This is a genomic window from Chryseobacterium sp. CS3K3.1, assembly GCF_059515165.1.
The window spans coordinates 55,870-81,244 of sequence record NZ_JCAKRV010000018.1 but is presented as its reverse complement, the minus strand read 5'-3'; the positions used below and the strand labels follow the sequence as shown (position 1 = coordinate 81,244).

Annotated in this window: 23 protein-coding genes; 11 read left to right on the top strand and 12 right to left on the bottom strand. The window is 34.9% G+C overall.

The genetic code is table 11. The features are described 5' to 3' along the window. Window positions 1–77: 77 nt before the first annotated feature. From AC5YGI_RS16690 to AC5YGI_RS16680, 3 genes are all read right to left on the bottom strand, one after another. Window positions 78–644, bottom strand: a complete 567-nt coding sequence (locus tag AC5YGI_RS16690; RefSeq protein WP_330745139.1) for a GLPGLI family protein — start codon at window positions 642–644, stop codon at window positions 78–80. After that, window positions 593–901 (bottom strand): hypothetical protein, encoded by a 309-nt coding sequence (locus tag AC5YGI_RS16685; RefSeq protein ID WP_330745138.1) that lies wholly within the window; start codon window positions 899–901, stop codon window positions 593–595. Before AC5YGI_RS16685 ends, AC5YGI_RS16690 begins: the two co-directional genes overlap by 52 nt. 167 nt (window positions 902–1,068) lie before the next feature. Next, the gene (locus AC5YGI_RS16680) at window positions 1,069–1,911 is read right to left on the bottom strand and encodes a GLPGLI family protein (protein ID WP_496169029.1); all 843 of its coding nucleotides are present in this window, start codon (window positions 1,909–1,911) and stop codon (window positions 1,069–1,071) included. Between the two features lie 536 nt (window positions 1,912–2,447). Between AC5YGI_RS16680 and AC5YGI_RS16675 the strand changes: the two genes are divergently transcribed. Beyond that, a complete protein-coding gene (locus tag AC5YGI_RS16675) occupies window positions 2,448–2,819 on the top strand; it encodes a helix-turn-helix transcriptional regulator (RefSeq protein WP_330745136.1) in 372 nt (123 codons plus the stop codon). Between the two features lie 18 nt (window positions 2,820–2,837). Beyond that, on the top strand, window positions 2,838–3,128 hold the full coding sequence (locus AC5YGI_RS16670) for a GNAT family N-acetyltransferase (protein ID WP_105683371.1): 291 nt from the start codon (window positions 2,838–2,840) through the stop codon (window positions 3,126–3,128). Here AC5YGI_RS16670 and AC5YGI_RS16665 read toward each other — a convergent pair. The 5 genes from AC5YGI_RS16665 to smpB all read right to left on the bottom strand — a co-directional run bounded on the left by AC5YGI_RS16665 (window position 3,117) and on the right by smpB (window position 7,860). Next, complete coding sequence (locus AC5YGI_RS16665; protein WP_330745135.1) at window positions 3,117–4,088, bottom strand: glycosyltransferase family protein; 972 nt, start codon at window positions 4,086–4,088, stop codon at window positions 3,117–3,119. The genes AC5YGI_RS16670 and AC5YGI_RS16665 overlap by 12 nt on opposite strands. After that, entirely contained in the window at window positions 4,089–4,913 is an 825-nt protein-coding gene (locus tag AC5YGI_RS16660; RefSeq protein WP_330745134.1) for a UDP-2,3-diacylglucosamine diphosphatase, read from the bottom strand. It abuts the gene before it with no gap. Window positions 4,914–4,970: 57 nt separating this feature from the next. Further along, on the bottom strand, window positions 4,971–5,711 hold the full coding sequence (locus tag AC5YGI_RS16655; RefSeq protein ID WP_076596963.1) for a YebC/PmpR family DNA-binding transcriptional regulator: 741 nt from the start codon (window positions 5,709–5,711) through the stop codon (window positions 4,971–4,973). A gap of 95 nt (window positions 5,712–5,806) precedes the next feature. After that, window positions 5,807–7,324: an OmpA family protein gene (locus tag AC5YGI_RS16650; protein WP_330745133.1), complete on the bottom strand. Its 1,518-nt coding sequence runs from the start codon at window positions 7,322–7,324 to the stop codon at window positions 5,807–5,809. A gap of 77 nt (window positions 7,325–7,401) precedes the next feature. Beyond that, a complete protein-coding gene (smpB, locus tag AC5YGI_RS16645; RefSeq protein ID WP_047427948.1) occupies window positions 7,402–7,860 on the bottom strand; it encodes an SsrA-binding protein SmpB in 459 nt (152 codons plus the stop codon). 121 nt (window positions 7,861–7,981) lie between these two features. On the opposite strand from smpB, the gene AC5YGI_RS16640 reads away from it, so the two are divergent. Next, the gene (locus AC5YGI_RS16640) at window positions 7,982–9,604 is read left to right on the top strand and encodes an ABC-F family ATP-binding cassette domain-containing protein (protein ID WP_330745132.1); all 1,623 of its coding nucleotides are present in this window, start codon (window positions 7,982–7,984) and stop codon (window positions 9,602–9,604) included. A gap of 70 nt (window positions 9,605–9,674) precedes the next feature. Here the strand turns inward: AC5YGI_RS16640 and AC5YGI_RS16635 are convergent, their stop codons facing one another. Together AC5YGI_RS16635 and AC5YGI_RS16630 are read right to left on the bottom strand one after the other, a co-directional pair. Further along, window positions 9,675–10,472 (bottom strand): SDR family NAD(P)-dependent oxidoreductase, encoded by a 798-nt coding sequence (locus AC5YGI_RS16635; protein WP_330745131.1) that lies wholly within the window; start codon window positions 10,470–10,472, stop codon window positions 9,675–9,677. A gap of 393 nt (window positions 10,473–10,865) precedes the next feature. Then, window positions 10,866–11,678 (bottom strand): M48 family metallopeptidase, encoded by an 813-nt coding sequence (locus AC5YGI_RS16630; protein ID WP_330745130.1) that lies wholly within the window; start codon window positions 11,676–11,678, stop codon window positions 10,866–10,868. Window positions 11,679–11,788: 110 nt separating this feature from the next. Between AC5YGI_RS16630 and recJ the strand changes: the two genes are divergently transcribed. The 8 genes from recJ to AC5YGI_RS16590 all read left to right on the top strand — a co-directional run bounded on the left by recJ (window position 11,789) and on the right by AC5YGI_RS16590 (window position 21,548). Continuing rightward, window positions 11,789–13,501, top strand: a complete 1,713-nt coding sequence (recJ, locus tag AC5YGI_RS16625; protein WP_227940877.1) for a single-stranded-DNA-specific exonuclease RecJ — start codon at window positions 11,789–11,791, stop codon at window positions 13,499–13,501. Window positions 13,502–13,531: 30 nt separating this feature from the next. After that, on the top strand, window positions 13,532–13,894 hold the full coding sequence (locus tag AC5YGI_RS16620) for a four helix bundle protein (protein ID WP_330745129.1): 363 nt from the start codon (window positions 13,532–13,534) through the stop codon (window positions 13,892–13,894). A 26-nt stretch (window positions 13,895–13,920) separates the two neighbouring features. Then, window positions 13,921–14,505 (top strand): nicotinate (nicotinamide) nucleotide adenylyltransferase, encoded by a 585-nt coding sequence (gene nadD, locus AC5YGI_RS16615; protein ID WP_496169028.1) that lies wholly within the window; start codon window positions 13,921–13,923, stop codon window positions 14,503–14,505. A gap of 3 nt (window positions 14,506–14,508) precedes the next feature. Continuing rightward, window positions 14,509–15,312 (top strand): hypothetical protein, encoded by an 804-nt coding sequence (locus AC5YGI_RS16610; protein ID WP_496169027.1) that lies wholly within the window; start codon window positions 14,509–14,511, stop codon window positions 15,310–15,312. Window positions 15,313–15,318: 6 nt separating this feature from the next. Continuing rightward, the gene (locus AC5YGI_RS16605) at window positions 15,319–15,657 is read left to right on the top strand and encodes a DUF3817 domain-containing protein (RefSeq protein ID WP_062673669.1); all 339 of its coding nucleotides are present in this window, start codon (window positions 15,319–15,321) and stop codon (window positions 15,655–15,657) included. Between the two features lie 375 nt (window positions 15,658–16,032). Next, window positions 16,033–18,294 (top strand): TonB-dependent receptor domain-containing protein, encoded by a 2,262-nt coding sequence (locus AC5YGI_RS16600; protein ID WP_496169025.1) that lies wholly within the window; start codon window positions 16,033–16,035, stop codon window positions 18,292–18,294. A 46-nt stretch (window positions 18,295–18,340) separates the two neighbouring features. Then, window positions 18,341–20,599 (top strand): TonB-dependent receptor domain-containing protein, encoded by a 2,259-nt coding sequence (locus AC5YGI_RS16595; RefSeq protein ID WP_496169024.1) that lies wholly within the window; start codon window positions 18,341–18,343, stop codon window positions 20,597–20,599. 79 nt (window positions 20,600–20,678) lie between these two features. Further along, window positions 20,679–21,548, top strand: coding sequence for an alpha/beta hydrolase fold domain-containing protein (locus AC5YGI_RS16590; protein ID WP_496169023.1), 870 nt, complete (start codon window positions 20,679–20,681; stop codon window positions 21,546–21,548). On the opposite strand, the gene AC5YGI_RS16585 is transcribed toward AC5YGI_RS16590, so the two are convergent. Further along, a complete protein-coding gene (locus AC5YGI_RS16585) occupies window positions 21,542–23,524 on the bottom strand; it encodes an AAA family ATPase (RefSeq protein WP_496169021.1) in 1,983 nt (660 codons plus the stop codon). The two genes, AC5YGI_RS16590 and AC5YGI_RS16585, sit on opposite strands and share 7 nt — an antisense overlap. A gap of 77 nt (window positions 23,525–23,601) precedes the next feature. Next, on the bottom strand, window positions 23,602–25,356 hold the full coding sequence (locus AC5YGI_RS16580; protein ID WP_496169020.1) for a discoidin domain-containing protein: 1,755 nt from the start codon (window positions 25,354–25,356) through the stop codon (window positions 23,602–23,604). Window positions 25,357–25,375 lie beyond the last annotated feature (19 nt).

Here is a 25,375-nt window from a genome sequence, read left to right as displayed (position 1 = left end):
ATTATATTAAGTTCCAACTGTTACTGTTTCTTCAAAATAAATCTGATTGAATTATCTTATCTGTAACTGAAAGAAAATTATTGTAATAAGTCAAGCTCTATAATATTATTGTCCTTTAACATCATCCTCTTGCGCTCAGATTCTAAATTTTTAATTATTTGTGAAGGAGTAACAATATTTCCGGATCTGTCAGTATAACTCACCATTTTTCCTTCATTAAATAACTGTTTTAAATCTTTTACAGGATCTTGTCTGTATTCTCTAAATAACTTCCCATATTTCCTTTGATTAATCTCTATTTCTTTTTTTGATTGATCAATATTAGGATAAACTGTATTGTTAGATAATGACCTCATGCCCTTCAATAAAAAACAATGGCTTTTCGTCTCATCTTCAATTTTCAATATTAAACCAGGTAATCCATGAAATTTATACGGTCCATCTTGGATTGGGATTTCTGTGGTAAACCAAGCTATCCATTTTCTTCCCGCAAATTCCAGGCTGGCCTTTTGGACATTAAAACCGCTTATTTTATCCTTCTCTTTATGTATTTTCCAATTTTGCTGCCTTTCGTCTAAAACCTTATATTTTTCTATATAGAATTTCGTACAAAGAAAAGTTTTATAATCAGGTAATTTTTGCATACACGCTCATTAATTTTTCCTTCAGCAGGCATAGTCATTTTTCCCAGTTTTGCATCAGCAATCATAGTTGAATCATTCACATAAGCACTACTGCTATAATAGACAGACCCTTTTGACCCAATATCCAGATACATGGTTTCAGATTTTACTTCTGAGTGTTTTGTAGAATCGGAAACATATTGATAGTCATATATAAATCTCTTCTTTTGAGCATTAATATTTATTATGATAAGAAGAAAAAATAGAATATTTTTCATTATTTGTAATGTATAAAGGAAAGGAGGAAAATCAGGTCATTTACATTTTTCCTGTATCATATTTCCATGTTACTATTGACTTACTTCAACATATGCTCGTAAAGTATTTAACCATTGTCTGATTTTACATACAATTTTGTGTTACTAGTGATTTCATCTGCAACCATTTATTTTATCCAATTGATTTCAATTATATTATTATCATGAAGAATTTTTTCTTCCCGTAGCTTTTCAACCATTATATTATGCTCACGTCTTTTTTCATCAGATTCATAATAAATCATTCCATTCATTGCTTTTTGTCTAAATTCTCTCGCAGGATCTTTTCGGTACGTCCTGTAGAAAGCTATAAATTTGTCTTTGCTTAGTCTTTTTATATTTTTATTACTTTGGACATTGTCTTCATACAATGAATCTTGATTAATTTTTTTCACCCCTTTTAATTGAAAAATATGGTACCTTTGAGCATCCTCTATTTTTACGATTAGGCCAGGTAACCCCTGAAATTTATAAGGTCCATCATTAAATGGAAAATAGTTGGTAAACCAAGCATACCAAAATCTTCCTCCAAAAGCCACAGTGGCTTTTTGACAATCATATCCATTAATAAGTTGTTTATCTGTAAGGATTTTCCAATCCAATTTGACATTCTCATCAACAAGAAATTTTAAGATCGTCGAAAGATCATCAATAACCATAGTTGTTTTTGAGTCTGCATAATTTTTTTTGATTATATAGTATGTGCTGATAGTTTTATCCGGCATTGTAATCACTCCTTTTTTAGCATCAGCTTTCATTGTTGAATCTGAAATAAATCTTTTCCCATTATAGAAAATGGATTTTTTATTGGGTAACACATCTAAAAACATAACTTCTTTAATGATACTATCTTTCTGAAGAGTATCAGGAACTGATCTATATTCGTACATAAAACGAATATATTGTGCTTTTATAGATGAACATACATAAAACATAATCAGAATAAATAAAATTTGCTTTTTTTTCATCATTAAAAACTAAGTTATAAGATTACATAAAAAGCCACCATTATAGCTATTATAAATGGTGGCAATAATCTAACATTTCACAACATATGAGCCAGTACTACAAACAGGATTACTGTCGATATATACACATTCACTGCATCTATCACTATTATTTGAACAGCATTTATAATTACCGCCGCCGCCAGGGGATGTCGGAGTATTACCTCCAAAAACGTTTTTCAATTCTGTTCTGGATAATGGTTTTGCATCATGCAAATGCACCTTTTGTAATTTAATTTTTCTCATAATAATTTTTTTAAAATTGTTTTGTGTGTTTTTACCATTCCAAATATATCAAACAAGAATGAAATAAATCCATGATTTTTATGTGAATTTTATGTGATTTTACCACATAAATACTAATTATAATTATTAAATAATATTTTTTCCTGTAATAAAACCACCCCCTCATGAATTATTAAAAAAGATATAGGTATGACTGTTTTTATATTTATCTAATCCGTAAAATACTATATTTGTATCAACATAAAAACACAAAGATGATCAAAAACAAACTTATCAAAGCCCGAAAGGACAAAGAATACACACAGGAAAGTATGGCCAAAATACTGCATATGACGCAATCACAATACCATAGAAGAGAAAAGGGTGAAATTAAGATTTCAGATGAAGAATGGGAGCGTATGGCAAAAGTTCTGAATACTTGTGTAGAAAATATAAAAGAGGATGATCCAGCTAATATTCATCATGTGAATAATTACGACAATATTTCTGGTAATTATTCCGCTAGTAACAATTACTTTTATAACATTCCTGAATTTCTTTTTCAAAATCAGCAGGAATATATTAACCTTCTAAAAAAAGAAATTCAGGAACTTACAAAGCGTATAAAAATATTGGAAAAACAATAATAACAAATTTTTACTGCAATGAAATTTGAAAACAATAAATCCGGGAACGGCGGAGTTCTCACTTTAAATAACGAAATAAAAGAAGTCGGAAGGCTTACCTACACTATTTTCCCTGAAGATCATAAATTTATTATTTCTTTTGTATTGGTACATCCCGAATTTGAAGGCAGAGGAATGGGAAAATTTTTAGTGGAAGAAGCCATCAGATTTGCAAGAGAAAATAACTGGAAAGTATATCCGCATTGTTCTTATGCAAGGTCTGTGATGATGAGAATGAGTGATGTGGACGATATTTTTCTAAAGAATTAAAACCTCGTTTACCAGGATATCTTCAATATCATCCGGATAATCTACTCTGAGATGATGATCTGATGCTACCCATTCCATTATTTCCTGAAGATTTAACACCTTGGAATTGGGAATTCCCATTTTATCCAGAGCACATGCATTGCATTCCTGCTCATATTGATTGTGGATAGGAATCACAAATAGTTTCTTATCCATAAATAGTGCTTCTGCCGGGGTTTCAAAACCTGCATTGCATAAAATTCCGTCACAGCCTTCAAAATATTTCAGGTACTGGTTTTCATCAATGGGAAATACTTCTACATTTTTTATTTTCACCTGTACTTTGCTGTATTTTGAAAAAACTTTCCACTCCACAGGAATTTTTCTTAAAACCTTGATGATATTTTCATCTGCAAAACTAGGCAGGTAAACAAGATAATATCCATGTTTGTAAGGATTAAGGTTTCTGATCTTTCTCCTGATGACAGGCTTTTTGATCTGCGGATGATAATTTTCAAAATGAAACCCGATTTTCCTTTTACTGGGAACGTAATATTTTAGGATCATTTCTCCCAGAAAATCTTTTTCCTTTGGTTTGGGTGTTTCAGGAAAACTCATGGAAGCCTGATGGCTGAGTTCTATCAACGGTAGCTTTTTAAGTTTGGAAGCCCAGCCAGTCAGAGGTTCATAATCATTAATAATTAAATCATACTGTGACAGCTCTAGCTCTCTGATTGTTTTAGCTGCTTCAAAGAATTTATTTTCGGTAAATGTTTTTCGGTAAGATAGACCGCCTGTTTTATTATAAAGAAGGGAAATACCTCTGTATTGAAAGTTAATGTCAAAATCAGCCTTCAATTGCGATTGATGACCACTGATCAAGGTATCAACAGACGCATGCTTCTTGAGAAGAGGAATAATTTCCTGTGCCCTGGCAATATGCCCGTTTCCGGTACCCTGGAATGCATACAGAATCTTCATTTAGGAAAAATTAGTTACAATTTTTAAAAGAGCAGAATTATCCATCTCCGGGATTTCTTCTGCTTCATCATCTTTCAGTAAATGTTTATGTTCATCATAATAAAAAATCTTCCATTGTTTATCATGATATTCCAAAGCAGAAAGATTTTCTATCCAGTCACCGGAATTCAGGTAAGTACAGGATCCTTTTTTATTAACAACCTCGCGGATCTGTGGCTGGTGAATATGCCCGCATACCACATAATCATATTGATTATCAATGGCCAGCTCTGAAGCTGTCAATTCAAAATCCCCGATATATTTTACCGCCTTTTTCACATTGTTTTTGATCTTTTTGGAAAATGAGTATTTCTCTTTACCCATTTTTTCCAAGAACCAATTTACAACATTATTGATAATAATAAGGAGATCATAACCTTTTCCGCCGAGTTTGGCGATCCATTTGGAATGCTGGACGGATGCATCGAAAACATCACCGTGAAAAATCCAGGTTTTTTTCTGATCGATATTCAGACAGATCTTGTTACAGACTTTAAGTTTTCCCAGTTCAAAATCTGTGAACTTACGGAACATTTCATCATGATTGCCTGTAATGTAATAGACATCTGTGTTTTTGGTAGCCAGTGAAAGAATCTTTCTGATTACCTTCAAATGAGGTTTAGGGAAGTAAGACTTTTTAAACTGCCAGATATCGATAATATCACCGTTTAAAACTAAAGTTTTAGGCTGGATAGAATTGAGATATCTTAGCAATTCTTTAGCCTTACATCCATAAGTTCCCAAATGAACATCCGATATAACAACTAATTCAACGTTTCTTTTCATAGTTTTGTACAAAGAAACTAATTGAAAATTAACTGTATATGAATGCTATATTATTTTTTATAGAGAGTTCATCAGCTCTTCTGTGATTTCCATGTTGTGGTAAACGTTTTGCACATCATCATCTTCTTCGAAACGCTCAAGCATTTTCATATTCGCTTTGAACTGTTCTGCGTTTACTTCTTTTGTATTGTTAGGAATTCTCTGAAGTTCTGCACTTTTTGCTTCAATTCCAAGCGCATCCAATTTGTGAGATAAAGAACCGAAATCTTCAAAAGCAGTAGTAATCATTACTTCTTCTTCATCTTTTTCTACATCTTCTGCTCCTCCGTCGATCATTTCCATTTCGAAATCATCCCAATCCATTTTGATCTGAGCCAAATCTATGGTGAAAATACCTTTTCTGTCGAAGATAAATGCCAATTCACCATTTTTACCAAGGTTACCGTCAAACTTATTGAAGATAGCTCTTACATTGGCTACCGTTCTTGTAGTATTGTTTGTAGTACATTCTACAAAAAAAGCAACACCACCTTGCCCGTAACCTTCATAAGTGATTTCTTCATAGTTTTCTGCATCCGCACCGCTTGCCTTTTTAATTGCTCTTTCAACATTATCCTTAGGCATGTTAGCCCCTTTTGCGTTTTGGATACATCTTCTCAAGGCAGGATTAGATTCAGGATCTGTTCCTCCAGCTTTTACTGCCAGTGCGATATCTTTTCCTATTTTAGAGAATGTTTTGGCCATCTTGTCCCATCTGGCCATTTTAGAAGCTTTTCTATATTCAAATGCTCTTCCCATTTTAATTTTTAAATTTCCAACAAAATTACTCAAAAGTCCACAAAAAAAAAATACCTCCAATCAAATTGGAGGTATTCATTATTTAGAAAAATTAATTATTTTTTCTTTTTAGCAGCAGCTTTTTTCTTAGCTGGAGCTTTTTTAGTAGCTTTTTTAGCTTTAGTAGCTTTTTTAGCTGGAGCTACAACATCAGATTTCTGATATTTGTTCCACTCACTGTCATCACCAATGTATCTAACAGTTACTTTTCTATCAGCTTGTCTTTCAGCGTCAGAAGCAGATTCTGCAACTTTAGCATTTTGCTCTCCAATACCAACTGATTTTAATGCGTTGGTATCTACACCTCTTGCATCTAAAGCAGCAACTACAGAAGCAGCTCTTTCTTTAGATAACTTCAAGTTGTAAGCATCACTTCCTTTTTTGTCAGTTTCACCAACTAATAGGAATCTACCTCCGTCTTTCTTAATGATTTCAGCAGCAGTATCTAAAGCTCCTTTAGATTCAGGCTTGATAGTAGCTTTGTTGAAATCGAAGTATACGCTCTTAAGGTTTTTCTCAACGTCAGTAGCTGTTACTTCTTTTGGTTTAGGACATCCGTTGTATTCTGGAAGACCTGGAACAGTAGGACAAGCATCATCTTTATCTAAGATACCATCACCGTCTGTATCTGGCCAAGGACAACCGTTGTTTTCAGCAGGACCTGCTACTGTAGGACAAGCGTCATCTTTGTCGATTACACCATCACCGTCAGTATCTGGCCAAGGGCATCCGTTGTTTTCAACTGGACCAGCCACTTCTGGACATTGATCGTCTTTATCTGGAACTCCGTCACCGTCAGTATCAGGACATCCTTGGAATTCTGGTAAACCTGGAGTATCTGGACAAAGGTCATCTTTATCTAGGATACCATCCTTATCTCTGTCTCTGTTTCCGAATCTGAATAAGATGGAAGCAGAAGCTTGCCAGAAGTTAGCCACTGTAGAGTGGTCACCTGGAGTTGATACATAATCTCCCTGAATACCAAGACCGAAGTTCTTAGTTACCCAGAAGTTAGCACCAGCACCTGTAGCTACAGTAAAGTGATTTGCTTTACCGTTTTCGTTACCATCCTTACCGTTAACAACCGGCTCGATTGGGTTACCGTTATCATCAACAGATGTTCTAGGGAAAGTAAGAGCTGTATAGTCATGTCTTAAGTAGTTAGCACCAACTCTTAAATATGGATCAAACCAAGATTCTTCGTTCCATAAAAGACCTGCAGCGTGAGCCTGGAAACCAAGACCTGTCATTAGGAAAAATTCTTTCCCCATGTTGAATCTTTTGTTTTCAACATTTCCAACAGAAGTTTGCCAGTCAATTACTAAACCTTTACCAACGTTTCTAGCAACTGTTAACTTAGATAGTGGAGGTGTAATAGAAAAGTTGTTCACATTGAACATACTTTTTGTCAAATTGTTAGCAGAGAACGTATTACTGAAGTTACTTCTTGCTGCTACATGGTTTTCAGCATGAGCACCAACTCCGATTAACCACGGATTGTTGGTAGTCTGTGCGAAAACAGTAGAGGCAACAGTAAGCGCCAATGCTGAAATTCCTAATTTTAGATTTTTCATAGAATTAAATGATTAAATAATTGATAATGCAAAATAAATATAATTTTTCTTTATATACAAAGTTTTTCAAATGATTTTTAACTTTTCTTTAATATTCTGTCGAGGTTCCGTTTATTTTCTCTATCTTTTATCGCCTCTCTTTTATCGAAAAGTTTTTTCCCTCTACCAAGCGCTATCAGCACCTTTGCTTTCCCTCGGTCGGTGATATATAATTTTAAAGGTATTATGGTGTTCCCGGCATCCTTTAACTTTTTTTCAAGTTTTTGTAATTCTTTTTTGTGCAAGAGCAATTTCCGTTCCCTTTTTGTTTTGTGGTTGTAAAAAGTTCCCAATTTGTACTCATCAATCATCATGTTGATGATGTACAATTCCCCATCAATAAACTGACAGAACGATTCTGTGATAGATGCTTTGGATGAACGTAAAGATTTTATTTCGGTACCCGTTAAAACCATTCCGGCTTCATATTCTTCAAGAATTTCATATTCAAAACGGGCTCTTTTGTTTAATATGTTAACTGTTTTCTCAATCTTCATCATTTTAAAATTTCGTTAATGAAATATATAAAAAATACCGTACATTTAAAAACTTGACTATTATATTATTACAAAATACCCAAATTCTTTTCGTATTTTTGCGCCAAATTTACAAAACTATATGTTAACAGTATCTAACTTATCTTTACAATTCGGGAAAAGAGTTCTTTTTGACGAGGTAAATATTATGTTTACCAAAGGAAACTGCTACGGAATCATCGGAGCAAACGGTGCGGGAAAGTCTACATTCCTGAAAATACTAACAGGAAAGCAGGATCCTACAACAGGGCATGTATCTCTGGAACCAGGGAAAAGAATGTCAGTTTTGGAGCAGGATCACTTTGCTTATGATCAGTTTACAGTTCTTGAAGCTGTTTTAAGAGGTAATAAGAAATTATTTGAGATAAAAGAGGAAATGGATGCGTTATACGCAAAAGAAGATTTCTCTGACGAAGACGGTATTAAAGCCGGTGAACTAGGTGTAATTTATGACGAAATGGGTGGCTGGACTGCAGAATCTGATGCACAGACCATGCTTTCAAACGTAGGTATTTCTGATGATATGCACTGGCAGCTGATGAGCGAACTTGAGAACAAAGACAAAGTAAAAGTTCTTTTGGCTCAGGCACTTTTCGGAAACCCTGATGTTTTGATTCTGGATGAGCCTACCAATGACCTTGATATCGACACGATCTCATGGTTGGAAGACTTCCTTGCGGATTATGAAAACACGGTAATTGTTGTATCTCACGACCGTCACTTCCTCGATACGGTTTGTACACACATCGGTGACCTTGATTATTCTAAACTTAACCTTTATACAGGTAACTATTCTTTCTGGTACCAGGCGTCTCAATTGGCAACAAGACAAAGAGCTCAGGCCAACAAAAAAGCTGAAGAGAAGAAAAAAGAACTTCAGGACTTCATTGCTCGATTCAGTTCTAACGTTGCTAAGGCCAAACAAGCGACTGCAAGAAAGAAAATGATCGACAAATTAAATATTGACGATATCAAGCCTTCTTCAAGAAGATATCCTGCTATTATTTTCGAAATGGAAAGAGAAGCCGGAGATCAGATTTTAGATGTAAAAGGTCTTGAAAAAACCAAAGACGGGGAATTATTATTCTCAAATATTGATTTAAATCTTAAAAAGGGGGACAAAGTAGCAGTACTTTCTAAAAACTCTTTAGCCATCACAGAATTCTTCGAGATTCTTGCTGGAAATGTAGAAGCTGATAAAGGAACAGTCGCATGGGGAGTAACAACAAACCAGTCTCACATGCCTTTAGACAACACCAACTTCTTCCAGGAAGACTTAAGCTTAGTTGACTGGTTGAGACAGTTTACAAAAAATGATGAAGAGCGCCATGAAGAATTCGTAAGAGGATTCCTTGGAAGAATGCTATTCTCAGGAGATGAAGCTTTGAAATCCTGTAAAGTACTTTCAGGAGGTGAAAAAATGAGATGTATGTTCAGTAGAATGATGCTTCAAAAAGCGAACGTTCTTTTATTGGACGAACCTACCAATCACCTGGATCTTGAGAGTATCACAACTTTGAACAACTCTTTATCCAACTTTAAAGGAAACCTTTTACTGGCATCTCATGACCACGAAATGCTTTCAACAGTCTGTAACAGAATCATCGAATTGACTCCTACCGGAATCATCGACAGAGAAATGACTTATGACGAGTACCTTGCTGATAAAAAAGTAAAAGAATTAAGAGAGAAAATGTATTCTTAATCTTTCAAGAATATCAGATAAAAATCAAAGGCTGTCTTTCAGGACAGCCTTTTTTATAATCATATCTGTTTTACAAGCAACGGATGGTACCGCCATCAACCCTAAGTACAGAACCACTGATATAATCAGCAAAAGGACTACAAAGATAGGCCACAGCTCCTGCAATTTCTTCAGGTTCACCAAATCTGCCCGTATCATTAGGAATGAGCTCCTGTACAGCTTTGTATTTAATTTCCTTCGGATCAGTTCCCCAATTAAACTTCGGTGCAGCATTTTTTAGCCATTCTTCAACCATTGGATTCATGATTGCTCCCGGTGAAACTACATTAGAGGTAATTCCCGTATCTTTAACTGATCTTGCAAGAGAAACAGACAAATTGTGTCGGGCCGCCAAAGTAGCATTATAATGAGGCTGCTCTTTAATAGGCTGTATACCAAGTCCTCCACCAATATGTATTACCCTTCCCCATCCTAATTTTTTCATCTGAGGAACAATGCGTTGAATCATCCGGACATACGAAACTACATTAGTATTGTAAATGTCCAGCCAATCCTCAGCACTAGCTTCACCCCATGATTTGTGAGAAGTAGTGCCTGCATTATTAATGAGGATATCAATCTTCCCGGAATTCAAAGCCGCAGATGCAACCTGATCTGCACCATCATCCGTTGAAAGGTCACCTACAGCAATTTCAGCAGTGCCTCCTTTCTCCAATATAGAATGCATAACTTTTTCTGCGCGATCTTTGTCTCTGCCATGAATAATCACAGAAGCCCCTTCGTCTGCCAGTAATTTTGCAATAGCCTCACCTAAACCTGAGCTTGAGCCGGTAACGAGAGCCGTTTTTCCTTTTAATTGTAAATCCATTTTGAACTAGTTTTAATTTATTTAATTTTTTGCTCGGAGTTTATTCAAAAAATATTTTTACTTTATCCTGTATTCCTGATAAAGCAAAATTACATAGCCCATCACGATTTCGTTTTGTTGGAAAGCTCAAAATCGCTTTGTTGAAAGGCCCATTCATATTGGAACTATTGAAAGAAAATAAGGAAAATGGAGATCCTGATCCACCTTAGATCATATTGCATGCTTATAAGACAGTAATAAAAATTACAATTTTTGCAATCAAAAGGTAAGAAAAAATAAAACTGCCTTAAAAGCCTATTCTAAGATTACCGTGATGTTTGAAATGGTCAAACAACAGCTCAGAAAATTTTGACTTTTAAAACAGTTGTATTATTTTAAATAGTTAATTAAAACCTACTTTGTTAATTTGGATGCAGGCAAAGAAACGGTTCCCGGATCTTTCCACAAGCCGTCTTTTTCAGCTCTTTTTTTAATCGCTTCCGCTCTTTTATTGCTATCGGGGTGAGAATTGAACATCTTTTCAAAGTTAGTCTGTGTGCTTCCCTGTGAAAGTAAGGCTAACTTTTTAAAAGCAGTATACGCTCCTACCACATCATATTTATTGGCCTTCATGAAATCATAGGAATAAGTATCTGCCTCAGATTCCTGCTTTTTGCTGTGCGAAGCATCTAAAAATGCATTTGCCATCTTCCCTACCTGACTATCATTTAGCGCAGCTACATCTGACGAAGCTGAGGAAGCGGCGTCTAATGCAGCCGCCTTCAGATAAGCCGATTTCATAGCATCTTTAGTATCCTGATTCTTTACGTGCCCGATCTCATGTCCGATTACGGCAAGCAGTTCATTATCAGTCATAATATCCATTAAGGAAGAGAATACACGTACACTTCCGTCTGCACAGGCAAACGCGTTGATATCTTTTACTTTATAAACTTTATAATTAAGGTTCAGACCATCCTGAGATTTGTGTTTTCCAAACAGCCTGTTCAGTCTCACAGTGTAAGGATCTTTCGGTCCTGCTACAGGATTATTTTTATCCATCCACTCTACTGATTCTTTGGATAATTTAATCGCATCTTCGTTGGTAAATGTTAAGGCTTTTGCACCATTTGAAACCATTCCGGCTGCTTTGCCAAGATTAATTTTCTGTGCGTTGATCGAACATGCTGTTCCCAGTAACAGGAAGCATAGAGTAATTTTTTTCATAGTCATTTAAAAATTTGGAGCACGAAGATAGTCTTTTTTTAACAATTATTAAGTCAAAACTTCGTTTCAGTTCTTCCCTGAATGCTATTTTTTTTCCTTATTTTTGTGAAATGAGTCAAAAATGGATTTACAAGCCTGAACCCGATGAGGAAGTTGTGGACAGACTAAGTTCGTCACTTGGTTTTGGTACTTTTGAATCTAAAATCCTCGTTCTTAGGGGAATTGACAATTATCAAAAGGCCAGAGAATTCTTCAAACCGAACCTTAACGATATCCACAACCCTTTTTTAATGGCAGATATGCAAAAAGCTGTAGAGCGTATTGCCACCGCCATTGAAAACGGTGAAAAAATATTGGTATATGGTGATTATGATGTGGACGGAACCACAGCGGTTGCTTTAATGTACCTGTATCTCAGCAAAATTGTTGAGAAAAAATATTTAGATTATTATATCCCGGACAGAAATTCTGAAGGATATGGAATTTCCACGGAAGGAATTGATTTCGCCAAAGAAAATGGTTTCTCATTAATCATTGCTCTGGACTGTGGAATCAAGGCACTTGATATGATCAACTATGCCAGCAATCTGGGTATAGATTTTATTATCTGCGATCATCACCTGCCGGGTGAAGAGATTCCAAATGCTGCAGCTGTTCTTGATCCTAAAAGAAGTGACTGCCGTTATCCTTTCAAAGAACTTTCCGGATGCGGTGTTGGCTTTAAGCTTTGCCAGGGACTGAATACGATTTATAAATTACCGGAAGCAGAATTATTTGAACTTACAGATCTTCTCGCCATTTCCATTGCAGCAGATATTGTTTCGATGACGGGAGAAAACAGGGTCTTGGCTAAAATGGGATTAAAAACCCTGAGGAAAACCAGAAATCTTGGTTTAAGGTTATTGATTCCTGAGGATAAACTTTCTCATTTCGAAATTTCCAATATCGTTTTTGAAATAGCTCCCAAAATTAATGCTGCCGGAAGAATTTCTCATGGTAAAGCAGCTGTAGAGCTTATGGTTTCTGACAATCTGAAACATGCCAACCAGATTGTGAATGATATCATGAACCTCAACGATGAAAGGCGTGAACTGGATATGAATTCCACCCTTTCCGCTCTGAATCAGATTATAGAATCCCAGCAGGAAACCAAGCATACTACTATCGTTTATCATCCTGAATGGAATAAAGGAGTGATTGGTATTGTAGCCTCAAGACTTATTGAAACCTATTATAAACCCACACTTGTTTTTACCGATGGCAATAACGGAGAAATGGTAGCTTCCGCAAGGTCTGTTTCTGATTTCGATGTACATGAAGCTCTTGATATGTGTTCTGAGTATTTCCTTAAATTCGGAGGCCATCATGCTGCCGCCGGACTTTCGATGGAAAAAGATAAGTTTGATGCCTTCAAGGAAAAATTTGAAAGAATTGTTTCTGAAAAAATCCAGGAGCACCAAAAGGAACCTTCTATTACGATTGATACGGAAATAAGAATTGACGAAATCAACCGAGAGTTCATCAATTTCCACAGAAAACTGGCGCCATTCGGGCCTCATAATATGAAGCCTATTTTTACATTAACCAATCAGAAGCTTTCCGGATATGTAAAAACCATGGGAAAAGATAATAATCACCTGAAGTTTTATATCAAGCAGGAATCTACGGGACGAAATATTGAATGTGTCGGATTCAAACTCGGACAGTTTGCTGAAGATTTTAAAAATAAAAATTTTGATCTTGCTTTTACCCTGGAAGAGAATCACTGGAAAGGCAATGTCACTCATTATCTTAATATCAAGGATGTAAAATTCAGGGATTAGGATTTAGCAATAAGGGAATAGGAGAATCATATGGGAAATTATAAGGAATTAATTGTATGGCAAAAGTCTGTAGATCTCGTTACAGAAATCTATACCGCGACGACAGCCTTCCCAAAAGAGGAACTTTACGGACTTACAAACCAGATCCGAAGATCATCAATTTCAATTCCATCTAATATTGCTGAAGGCCATTCCAGAAGGTCTACCAATGACTACCTCCAGTTTTTAAAAATTGCAAGAGGTAGTTGTGCTGAACTAGAAACCCAATTGATTATTTCAAAAAACTTACATTATTTGAATCCTGAAGAGTTTCAAATTTTAATTAAAAAAACATCTGAAATATCAAAAATGCTGAATGCAATAATTACAAAGCTTCACACCCCTAAAACCTAATTCCTGCTACCTAGTTCCTTATAACAATGAAAAAAATCGGTTTATTTTTCGGATCATTTAATCCTATTCATATCGGGCATCTTATTCTGGCCAATTATATTCTGGAAAATTCTGATATGGATGAACTTTGGTTTGTGGTAAGCCCGCAAAACCCGTTTAAGGACAAAAAGTCTTTACTGAATGATCATAACAGGCTTGATATGGTACAACTGGCAGTAAAGAATTACCCCAATATGAGAGCTTCCAATGTGGAGTTTTCTCTTCCGAAACCAAGTTATACTATTGATACCTTAACATATCTGCATGAGAAATACCCTGATTATTCTTTCAGTCTGATCATGGGAGAAGATAATCTGAAAAGCCTTCACAAATGGAAAAATGCTGATATCCTGATCAAAAATCATCATATTATTGTTTACCCAAGGGTATTTGAAGGCGAGAAAAAAGATTCTGAATATTTACAGCATGAAAATATCTCTCTGGTAAAAGCACCCATAATAGAGCTTTCAGCTACGGAAATCCGTAATATGATAAAGGATGGTAAAAATGTAAGACCTATGCTGCCACCAGAAGTTTTTGAGTATTTGGATGGTAGTAGTTTTTATCAATAAGCAATGAAGCTATATTTATTTTTATTCTCTGTTTTTTTGCTAAGTTGTTTATATGCCCAGGAATCAACAACTTTAAAAAGTGACTCTCTTAAAGAATTACAGAAAATTGCTATTGCTGAAAGAAAAAGCTATAATAAAAAGCATTGCAGCGAAGATTCAATCAGGGCTGTAAAAAGTTCGGAAATTCAAAACAAATATTTTATCAATATAGCAGCTCCCGATGGTGATAAGTTTTTACCCGGAGAAGAGCTCAAAACAATTTTAAAAAAGCATAATATCATTTGGGGCGGAGAATGGATGGGCAGTGATATAGGTTGGTATTATGATGAATGTTATTACTCGGTAATGACTGAATTGACTGAAAAAAAATTTGGTAAAGATTTTATGGATGGTCTCGTTAAAGAATCTGTAGCCCTATATGTAAAAAAACATCCTGGTAAAATCTTTGATAATGATGAACATTGTGAATGGACCTATAAAGGTAAGTATCTCAGCTATACAGATGATAATGATCAGTTAAATAAAGACTTCTTCAATAATTTTATTTATCCGGAAGGCTATGAAAATTACAATCGGTCTTTTCAAAAATACCGTTCAAGCACGGTGGTTACACTCATTTTAGATCAAAATGGAAAGGTTTTGAAGGATCAATTTAGTCATGATATTTATAATGATCACAATTTGAAATACATTCCATATTTTGAAAAAGAGATCAAAAAGTTTATAAAATACACTAAATTTGAGCCTGTAAAATACAGAGGGTATCCCGTAAAAAGCAAAACATCCTTTTTTATCTATTATAAATAATTATTCATGGACTTCATCGAAAAAATATTCTCAAAATATTCTCAGGAAAAAATCATCAGATGGTTTAAGCAGATTTGTCTTGCGGAGGCCATTTCATGTCTTTTGTTGTATGGTGTTGCGATGATCTGGATACGATACGATGAAAATTTATATTCTATCATCTTCATCAGTGTTATTGGTAGTTTACATGGTTTATTTTTTACCCTTTACCTTTTACTCTGCCTTCCTGCCAGAAAAATTTATAATTGGGATGATGAAGATTTTGTTTTTGCCTTATTATCTGCATTCTTCCCCTTTGCAACGGTTTGGGTAGATAAAAAGCTCGCCCGATTCGACAGAGAATAAACAATATTATGAAAGGACCTTTTCGGTCCTTTTTTATTTTACGGATATTACAGCCCGTTTCGCAGATACCTTTGTGTGAAGCATAATTCCTGGACCACGGGGATAAATTCCAGGTATTAATTATCCATTTTTTTTTTAAAATCCTTCATAATTTCTTTCATCGATGTAACATTTAGCATCATTTATTTGTCTTATTATACAGAAAGGTTAAGCAATCAATATTTTAAACTAAATTTTTATCAACTGACAATCAATCAATTGCGATGATTTAAAAATATTTTTAAGTACTTTGTATTGCATAATACTAAATTTATTATATATCTTTGTAATGTTAAATAACAAACCATACAAGCTATTAATTAAAAAAGAATAATCATGAAGACTCAAATTCTTATTGCAGCACTATTTTTCGGTGGACTTATCACTGCCCAGCAGAAAAAAGACAGTTTGAAAGTAAATGCTATTGATGCAGTGACTCTCAAGAAGCAGGTTTTCAAAAAACAAGGTGACCGTTTGGTATACGATGTAGCTTCTTCATCTATTGCTAAAGGAACCAACACCTTTACTCTTTTGAAACAAACACCGATGATTTCCAGCATTGACGGAAAGACGCTGAAGATTTTGGGAAAAAATGATGCAATCATTTACATCAACAACAAAAAAACCAATATGGATTCCGAGGCGTTGATTGAAATGCTGAAGTCTACTCCCTCTGAGGATATCCAGAAAATTGAAGTGATTACAGTTCCCGGCAGTGAATTCCAGGTTGAATCCAAAGAAGGGGTGATCAATATTGTGATGAAAAAAAGCAAAAACAACGGCTACAACGGAACGCTGAAAATGCAGAACGAGCAGGCTTATTACAATAATCCTAATGCAGGAGCTTCTTTTAATTTCAGACAAGGTAAATGGTCTGGTAATTCCAATTTCAGAACGGGAAGCTGGACAGACAGACAAAGATATACGCTGTCCAACGGAGATCCTACTTTCAAAAATGAATCCTTTGGCTTCAATGATGATCCTAACAAAAATTTTGGAGGCGGTTTCAATCTTGATTATGAGATTAATAAAAAACACAGTCTGGGATTCTCCTACAACATGAGATACAATAAAAGTTTCAACTCTGTACTGGATATTACCAACTGGCAAAACGGAGTCTTAAACAACAGAACAGTAAATAACGAGGATGCACAGACCAGAAATCATTCTTTCAATTTAAATTATGAGATGAAAACAGATTCTCTTGGAAGTAAACTTACATCAAACGTTTCTTACCTGTGGTTCAACAGAGATAAAGTAAGTTTCAATGAGAGTTTTCCTTTAACGAATGATACAATCAATAAATATTCTGCATTGCATCAGGCGGTACCCCAAATTATCAACAACTATGCAGCCAATATTGATTATCTGAAAAAAACGGCAAAGGGTGCAACATGGTTAATGGGAATCAGCTACAATCACACCAATACAGATAACGATACCAAACAGGATAAACTAATAAAAGGAGAATTTATCATCGATCCCAACCAAACCAATCACTTCATTTATAAAGAAAATATTCTTGGAATTTACCTGAACTATGAAAGAAAACTTACTGAAAAAATATCAGGAAAGATTGGTGCCCGCTACGAAATGACCAGAAGTACCGGAGATATTGTGGATAAAACAGGTTTTGAAAGAAATTACAACAACCTTCTGCCTTATCTGAATTTAAATTACGCCATCAATTCCGATCATAATCTGAGCTATACTTTCTCCAGCAGAATCAGAAGACCGAGATTCTGGGAACTGAATCCTTCAAGAACTTATTTTACTCCAACCAATTATACACAGAACAATCCATTTATACTGGCTTCCAAATATTATAATCAGGAGTTAAATTATATGTACAAAAATGCATTCTATGCCAATCTTAGTTTTAATATGGTGGAAGATGCAGCAGCTTCAGACTTGATTCCATTGCAGGGAACGGTAACAGCTCCTAAAAAAGATGCTGAGGGGAAAATCATCAAGGATATCAAAGGAAATCCAATTATGGAAACTACCAGATTCCTGAGATACATCAGAACCAATTATGGTAAAAACAGAGAGATTGCTCTTACTCTTGGAATGAACAAGTCCTGGTTCAAAGACATCTGGTCAACCAATTATTCTGTCAATCTGGGATATGTTACCTACAAAGGCGGAGTATTTGAAGATCCTACTTCCATGCCGGTTCCGGGAGAAACTGAAGTAGTGGATCCTTATATCATTGATGTTAAAAACTATAATATGTCTGCAACCATCAATAATGTGATCAGACTGTCTTCTAAAAAAGACTGGTTCCTGGGAGTGAATTACTTCTTTGCCAGCCAGACTGCCATGGAAGGAGGTATGATCCGGGCAAGACAAAGCTTCGATTTCAGTCTGAAAAAAATTGCAGGAGACTGGACTATTGTAGCGGAAGTGAGTGACTTATTTAATCAAAGTTTCTACAGCATTAGAGGCGTACAGCCCGATGGGAAATTTAACAATATCACCAACTTCAATTATCCAAGGCTTATGAGCATCGGGGTTACTTATAATTTCGGAAATCAGAAACTGAAAAAAGCAAGGGAAATGAAATCGGCTAATGATGCTGTAAAATCAAGAACCTAATCTATAATCATTTATTTCACTAAATCCACTCTTAAATAAAAACAACATGAAACGTATAATTTTGTCAATGGCTATTGTATTCGGTACCTGTGCATTTGCACAAGAGAAGAAATCTGATACGGCAAAAACAAAAAACATAGAAGGTGTTACCATCACAAAGCAGGTTTTCAAAAAGCAAAGCGACCGTTTTGTATACGATGTGGCAGCATCACCAGTTGCCAAAGGAAACACCACTTTTGACCTTTTAAAACAAACTCCTTTGTTATCTTCTACAGATGATAAAACATTAAAAATAGCAGGAAAAAACAATGCACTGGTCTATATCAACGGAAGAAAAAGCAATATGGATTCTGAGTCACTGGCTCAGTTTCTGAAAAATACTCCGGCTGAAAATATCCAGAAAATAGAAGTGATTACTGTTCCCGGCAGCGAGTACCAAGTAGAATCTTCTGATGGAATCATCAATATCGTTTTAAAGAAAAAAATGAGTGACGGTCTCAATGGAAACATGAGAATGTCTAACACAACGAATAAGTATAACGGAAGCCAGGCAAGTTTCTCAGCGAATTACAGAAAAGACAAACTGGGAGTAAGTGCCAGTCTTAGCGGTGGTGAAAATATTGAAGCACAAACCTATACCCTGAGAAACGGAACCTCAACAACTTCCAACGAATCTACCGGAGATATTGACGATCCGAATAAAAACATAGGAGGTTATCTGAATATTGATTACCAGCTGAACGACAAAAGCAACCTTGCCTTATCATGGAATACATGGGCCAATAAAAGTTATAATTCAACGGTAGACTTATTCAATACCATAAAAAAAACGAATACGGAATATACGTGGTCTAAAAACAGAGAGAATACTCGATCTTATAACAATTCTGTGAATTTAAACTATGAATTAAAAACGGATTCTCTGGGTAGCAAACTGAATGTAAATGCAGCCTATCTCAACTACAGAAGGTTCCAGTTTACGGATAACCAAACCTTTACCTCAGATATCAACCGAAATGTAGGAGCAAGAACAAAACAAGTTATTCAGGACCTTCCGCAGATCATTAATAATTTCTCCGGAATGGTGGATTATAATCAAAAGTTTAAAAATGATCTTACCGTTTCCGTCGGGGGAAATTATAACAAGACTAAAACAGATAACGATTCTAAAAACATCACTTATTCATTTAATCCCGTAACAGCTCCGGATTCAAGACCCAACCATTTTATCTATGATGAAAACATCTACGGAATGTATCTTACCGTTGAGAAAAAAATTTCCGACAAACTTTCAGGAAAAGTAGGTGCCAGATACGAGATCACCAACAGTCTTGGTACGTCTGACAACGCTCCCACAGAAGCCCTTAGAAGAATTGAGAGAAATTACAAAAACCTTCTTCCCTACCTCAGCCTGAATTATGCGATTAATGATAAAAACAATATTTCCTATTCCTTTTCAAGCAGAATGAGAAGACCAAGTTTCTGGGAACTTAATCCGGTAAAAAATATTCTGACCGATGATAATTATACTCAGAACGATCCGTTTGTAAAGGCCTCTTCCAACTACAATCAGGAACTGACCTATATGTACAGAAATTCGTATTTCCTGATTTTAAACCATTCTTACATTCAGGACGTCATTACACAGGTTCCGCTTCAGGGATATCCGGTATCGCCGGATGGTAAGATCGGAGATAATCCTGCATTACGATATATCAGAACCAACTTTGGAAATAAGCAGGAAATGTCGGCCATGGTAGGTATCCAGAAGTCGTTTTTCAAACAGTACTGGACAACCAACTTCAATATCGGAGTCCAGCATAATATCAACAATGGAAGTCTTGATACTGATCCTACAACCGGAGACCGCTTCAAAGATCAAAAAGGGCCTAATGGAAACTTTATTACCTACACCAATAAAACCAATTCTACCAGTCTTCTGATCCAGACTAATAATACCATCCGTCTTGATAAAAAGAAAACATGGTTCTTCGGACTTAATTATTTCTTTGTTGACAAACAGCAGATTGAGCTTGGTTCACTGAAAAACTTAATGAGTCTGGATCTCAGTCTTAAAAAAATGTGGAACGACTGGACTTTTGCAGTGAATGTAAATGATGTACTGAATACCAATATTGTTAAAATTGAAGACTTTCAGGAGAACGGAAATTATAATTATATCCACCAAAACCGCTATAACAGAAGTTTAATCGTAAGCCTTACCTACAATTTCGGAAACCAGAAAGTGAAAAAGGTGAGAGACATCGAAGGGGCATCAGATGCCATCAAAAGCAGAACAAGATAGAGAATTATCTTTCTTCATATTTAATTATTCTTACGGTATCCGCTGATTCTTTTCAGCGGATTTTTTATATTTAATCATTATGAAAAAAGATATAAAAATTATTTTGACATCCTTCAGCCTCCTTTTTCTATGGACAGGTTGCAAAGAAAAAAAGATAAAACTTGGCAAAGATATTCACTTTGATAAGGAGGAAAATATTCACTATGGAAACAATCCAGAGCAGGTGATGGATCTCTATATTCCATCTACAAGAACAAATAAAGAAAAGGATATTTTTATTATGATTCATGGTGGAGGCTGGAGGGCTGGAGATAAATCGCAGCTCACCTTTTTCACACTCTCTATGATGCAGAAATTTCCTGATCATATTTTCGTTAATATGAACTACAGACTTGCTTCAGCTACGAGCTTTGGACTTCCAAATCAAACTAATGATATTAAAAAGGTAACTGAATTATTAAAAAATAAACTAGGCTACCATCCCAATGTGATTTTATTAGGCAACAGCGCCGGAGGCCATTTATCGATGTTGTATGCCTACAAGTTTGATGCGGATAAAAAAGTAAAAGCTGTAATAAATATTGTGGGTCCGGCTGATCTGTCTGATCCGGGGTTTAAAAACTATCAGGAGTATTCTTTTGTGGAAAGCAGACTTGTGGCTCCTGAAATAATTCAAACCGGAACATCAAAGATAGGTTTTGCCAGTCCTGTGAAATGGATAAAAAGCGATTCCCCTCCTACTTTGTCTTACTATGGAAATTCGGACCGCGTAATTCCGTTTACACAAGAAAAAAGACTGGATTCGGCCTTGATAGCCAATCATATTATCCATGAATCTTATCAATTTAATGGAGGACATCTGGATTGGGATAAAGATTTCAATCAAAAATTTTTAATTAATAGAATTGATCGATTTCTCCAAAGAATTGATCGAAAGATGAATCAATAAATTGGAGTATTATGATCATAGATAAAATTATAAATTTTCTCAGTAAGAATTAATATTTCGGGAACGCTCTTAAAATCTTTCCAAGTAATCTCTTTGTTAAAAGTTTTCTCTAATATAATCCTACTTAAATTAGCTTTATCTTTAAATGTTTTCCATTCCTCTCCATTACCCCTATTCTTTTTCTCACAAATTTCCTTTAAAGGAACCCCATATTCCTTTATTTTTTTTAGAAACTTTCCAATATATTCTGACCGATTCAAGTCCTCATTTCTCATAAAGAACATATCAATTTTATTTTGTGTTTGATTATCTATATTATGTTTATTACAGAATTCAATTAATATTTTTCGCCAAATTTCTTTAGGTAAAAGATTTTCAGACTCTCTAATATTCCAAAGAATAAGACCTTCAAAATTCTTATTTTTAGCAAACTTATCCTCTAATGATTTTAATCTGGAAAACTTTTTTGTTCCTTCCTTCGCCATATCAGAGTCAGCTAATAAAAAAATTCTATTAGATATAGCTAAGGAACTTATTTCCTCTAAAAATCGGTGCTCTTCATTTTCACTAAATTCTTCTCCTAGAATGTAATGCTCAATATTTCCTCCAGAATATTCAAAAAAGGTAAAATCAATATCTTCTTTTGGATATACTCTATCCTCTTTATCATCACAATAAGCTTTTAAAAATGCTTTAATATAGTTACGATCTGAAATCCCTTCGACCCAAATACTAGAATTAGCAAGAAATACAGAGGTATTATTAACCCCTAAATCCTTCAATAATTCAATATTTCCAAAATTCACATTTTTTATAATAATTTTTTTATTCCCATTCTCTAATAATGGATTAAAAGAATAAATAGAAACATCATTACTTTCTAAAGTTAAATCTAATAGATGATTTGAATGTGTTGAAATAAAATATGTTAAATTTTTCTTACTTATATCTTTATTAAATGAAATTTGTTCAAAAAACAACCTTTGCATTCCTGGATGAAGATTTAATTCTGGTTCATCAATAAAAATAACAGAATTTATATCAGCCATGAATATTTGATACATTAATATAATAATTGCCTGAATACCATCTCCCAATTCATGAAGTTTTCTCGTATCATTTTCACCGTCAATATGAATACTTATTATTTCATCAGAATTATCCCCACTTAAACTTTTATCTTTATCGAATTCTGCAACAATATCTATCTTCTTACCATCAAAAAAGCTATCTTGAACAAAGGCTTCAAAATCTTCAAATCTTTTTCTAGTTTCTTTTCTAGCATTTCTTGAATTGAGTATTGATTTATATAAATGTAAACCTGTAAATACTTTTACATCTTTAGGAGTTGAATAATTCCTGTTTAATGTATAAAGAAATATATCATCTTCTATCTTAAAAAACTTATCTCCATTCAAATCATATAACGAATGAGCTGTTCTTAGAGTTGGTATGTAATATTTGTTTGGAGTTTCTGATCTATTATTTTGAGTTAAGATATTTATAATTGTTATATTAATTTCTCTTAAATTTGAAACGCCTTCTCTATCTAAGATTTCATCAAAAAACTCCCAATGATTAAAATTAAAAAGCTTATCAAAGTTCTCTCTGTTTATTGCAGAAATATTAATGATATTTGTGATTGAACTATTATCAAATCTCTTTATTGTTATTGTAGGTGCTGTAAAGCCACTATTCCACCTGTCATTTCTTTGTTTTACATGAATCTCTTTATTTAAAATCATATTAAAACAATTAATCTGATATAGCAATTCAGAAAATCTCAAATATCTATAATTTTCTATATCCATAAGATGTCTCATCATCCAACTTTTCCCACTATTATTAGCCCCAACGAAAATATTTATTCGCTTTACATCAGGTAAGTATTCAATGGATTTGTTATTATTAAATAAATAATATCTTTTTAAAATTTCTTCTTTAGAATTTTCTCTCAATATTAAATCATATTCCATGTAGTTTCAGTTTTTATAAAAATACAAAACCCTTAGAATATAACAATTCTAAGGGTTTAATTTTTATTTCTTTTTTACTATTCAGATTTTGCAACGGCTGTTCTTTCAGAAACACCATTCGCGTTGAAAGCTTCAATCTGGAAATAATAGGCATCCGTTCTGTCTGCTCCGGTAAAGAAATACTCATTCTTTCCGTATACCATGATGCTTCCGTATAATTTATCGGGAGTTTTTCCAAAATAGATTACATAGCCGTCCGCATCAGGGTTCTGCTGCCACTTCATCCAGATACTTCTTCTTTCACCATACTTCTTTGGATCAGCTCTCAGAGGAACAAACCCTTCCACTTTAGCAGGCTGCTTTCCTGCTCCTTTTCCGAATACTCTGAAACCGCTTAATGCAAATTTTCCTGTTGGCATTTTAAGGTTTTCCATTTTAAGGAAACGGGCTTTTGCAGGCTGTTCAAGTTCTACATAGTCGTGAGGAACATCTTTCATGTTTTTACTTTTATCCACAATCACATTCCATTTTTTCCCGTCATTGGAGCCATAGATTTTATATTGATGCATTTTCCCCAACGTTTTTCCCATAAATTCTGCATCCTGATCCGCATAATTGATCTGAATGGCATTAATCGTAGAAACTTCACCCAGATCCGTCTGGAACCATTCCCCGGAATTTCCTGTTTTAGCGCTCCAATACGTTTTGATATCTTCATCTACCGCATAGTTGGGCTGATATCCACCCAAAGTAGATGAAACCTGCACCGGTTTATTATAGTTCAACAGCATCCATCCGGCAAAAAGACCTTTTGTAAAATCTTTTCCCTGTGCATATTGGGGAAGATAAGTCGGATAATCGCCATAAGCCGTGTTACAGTACATCACATCATCTTTATCAAAACCTGCCGGCCAGATTCCCAGTCTTCTTTCAAAATTATTTTTAGTTGAAATAAAGATGGTCGAAACATGCCACCAGTTTTTGTAATTGTCTTCAAATGTCGCTCCGTGCCCTGCACCTCTTGCAAAACCGCCCGGTTTATAAGAGAACGGATTATGCTGCTGATATTCGAAGCCTTCCAGAGGATTTTTACTTACATACACTCCATCGGAATAGCCGCTGAATTCTGTTGCCGGAGCACCATACTGCATATAATATTTCCCGTTATGCTTCGTCATCCACGCTCCTTCTACAAAAGGCTGCAGAAAAACATTATCATTGTATTCCCCAAACCTTTCCCAACCGTGGTCTTCAGGTTTTAGCTTAATAATCGGTTTTACGAAACCTTCGGACTGAAGGTTTTTTACTTTCACTTCTGTTCCCAGCAATGGCCATTCATTGCTTGAACCCCAGTACAGATATAATTTATTCTTATCCTCATCATAATGGAAGGCAGGATCCCACGCTCCTACTTTTAAAGTATCCACTGCAATTTTCCAATCGTCTTTGGTGGGATTAGTACTTTTCCAGATCGGGAAATCCTGTTCCCAGGTAGAGCCATACACATACAAAGTATCTTTCATTGCCCAGACTGCCGGGGCATTAAGATCATGGATGTATTTGTTATCTCTGAGGAATTTCCTTTTTACAAACTTCCAATCCAGCATATCATCACTGTACCAGTATCCTTCCTGATTGGTAGAAAAAAGGAAAAGTTTATTTTTAAAATTGACAATTACCGGATCTGCTGTAGCGCGGTGCTTTCCCTGCTTGGAAAAGGCTTCAAAAGGGGTATATCCGTAGTCGATATTGATAGGATTACAGAAAGTTTTCTGCTGGGCTCCAACAATAATTCCAATAAAAATTGTTAATGATAAAAAATATTGTCTCATTTTCAGATTTTAAACGTTC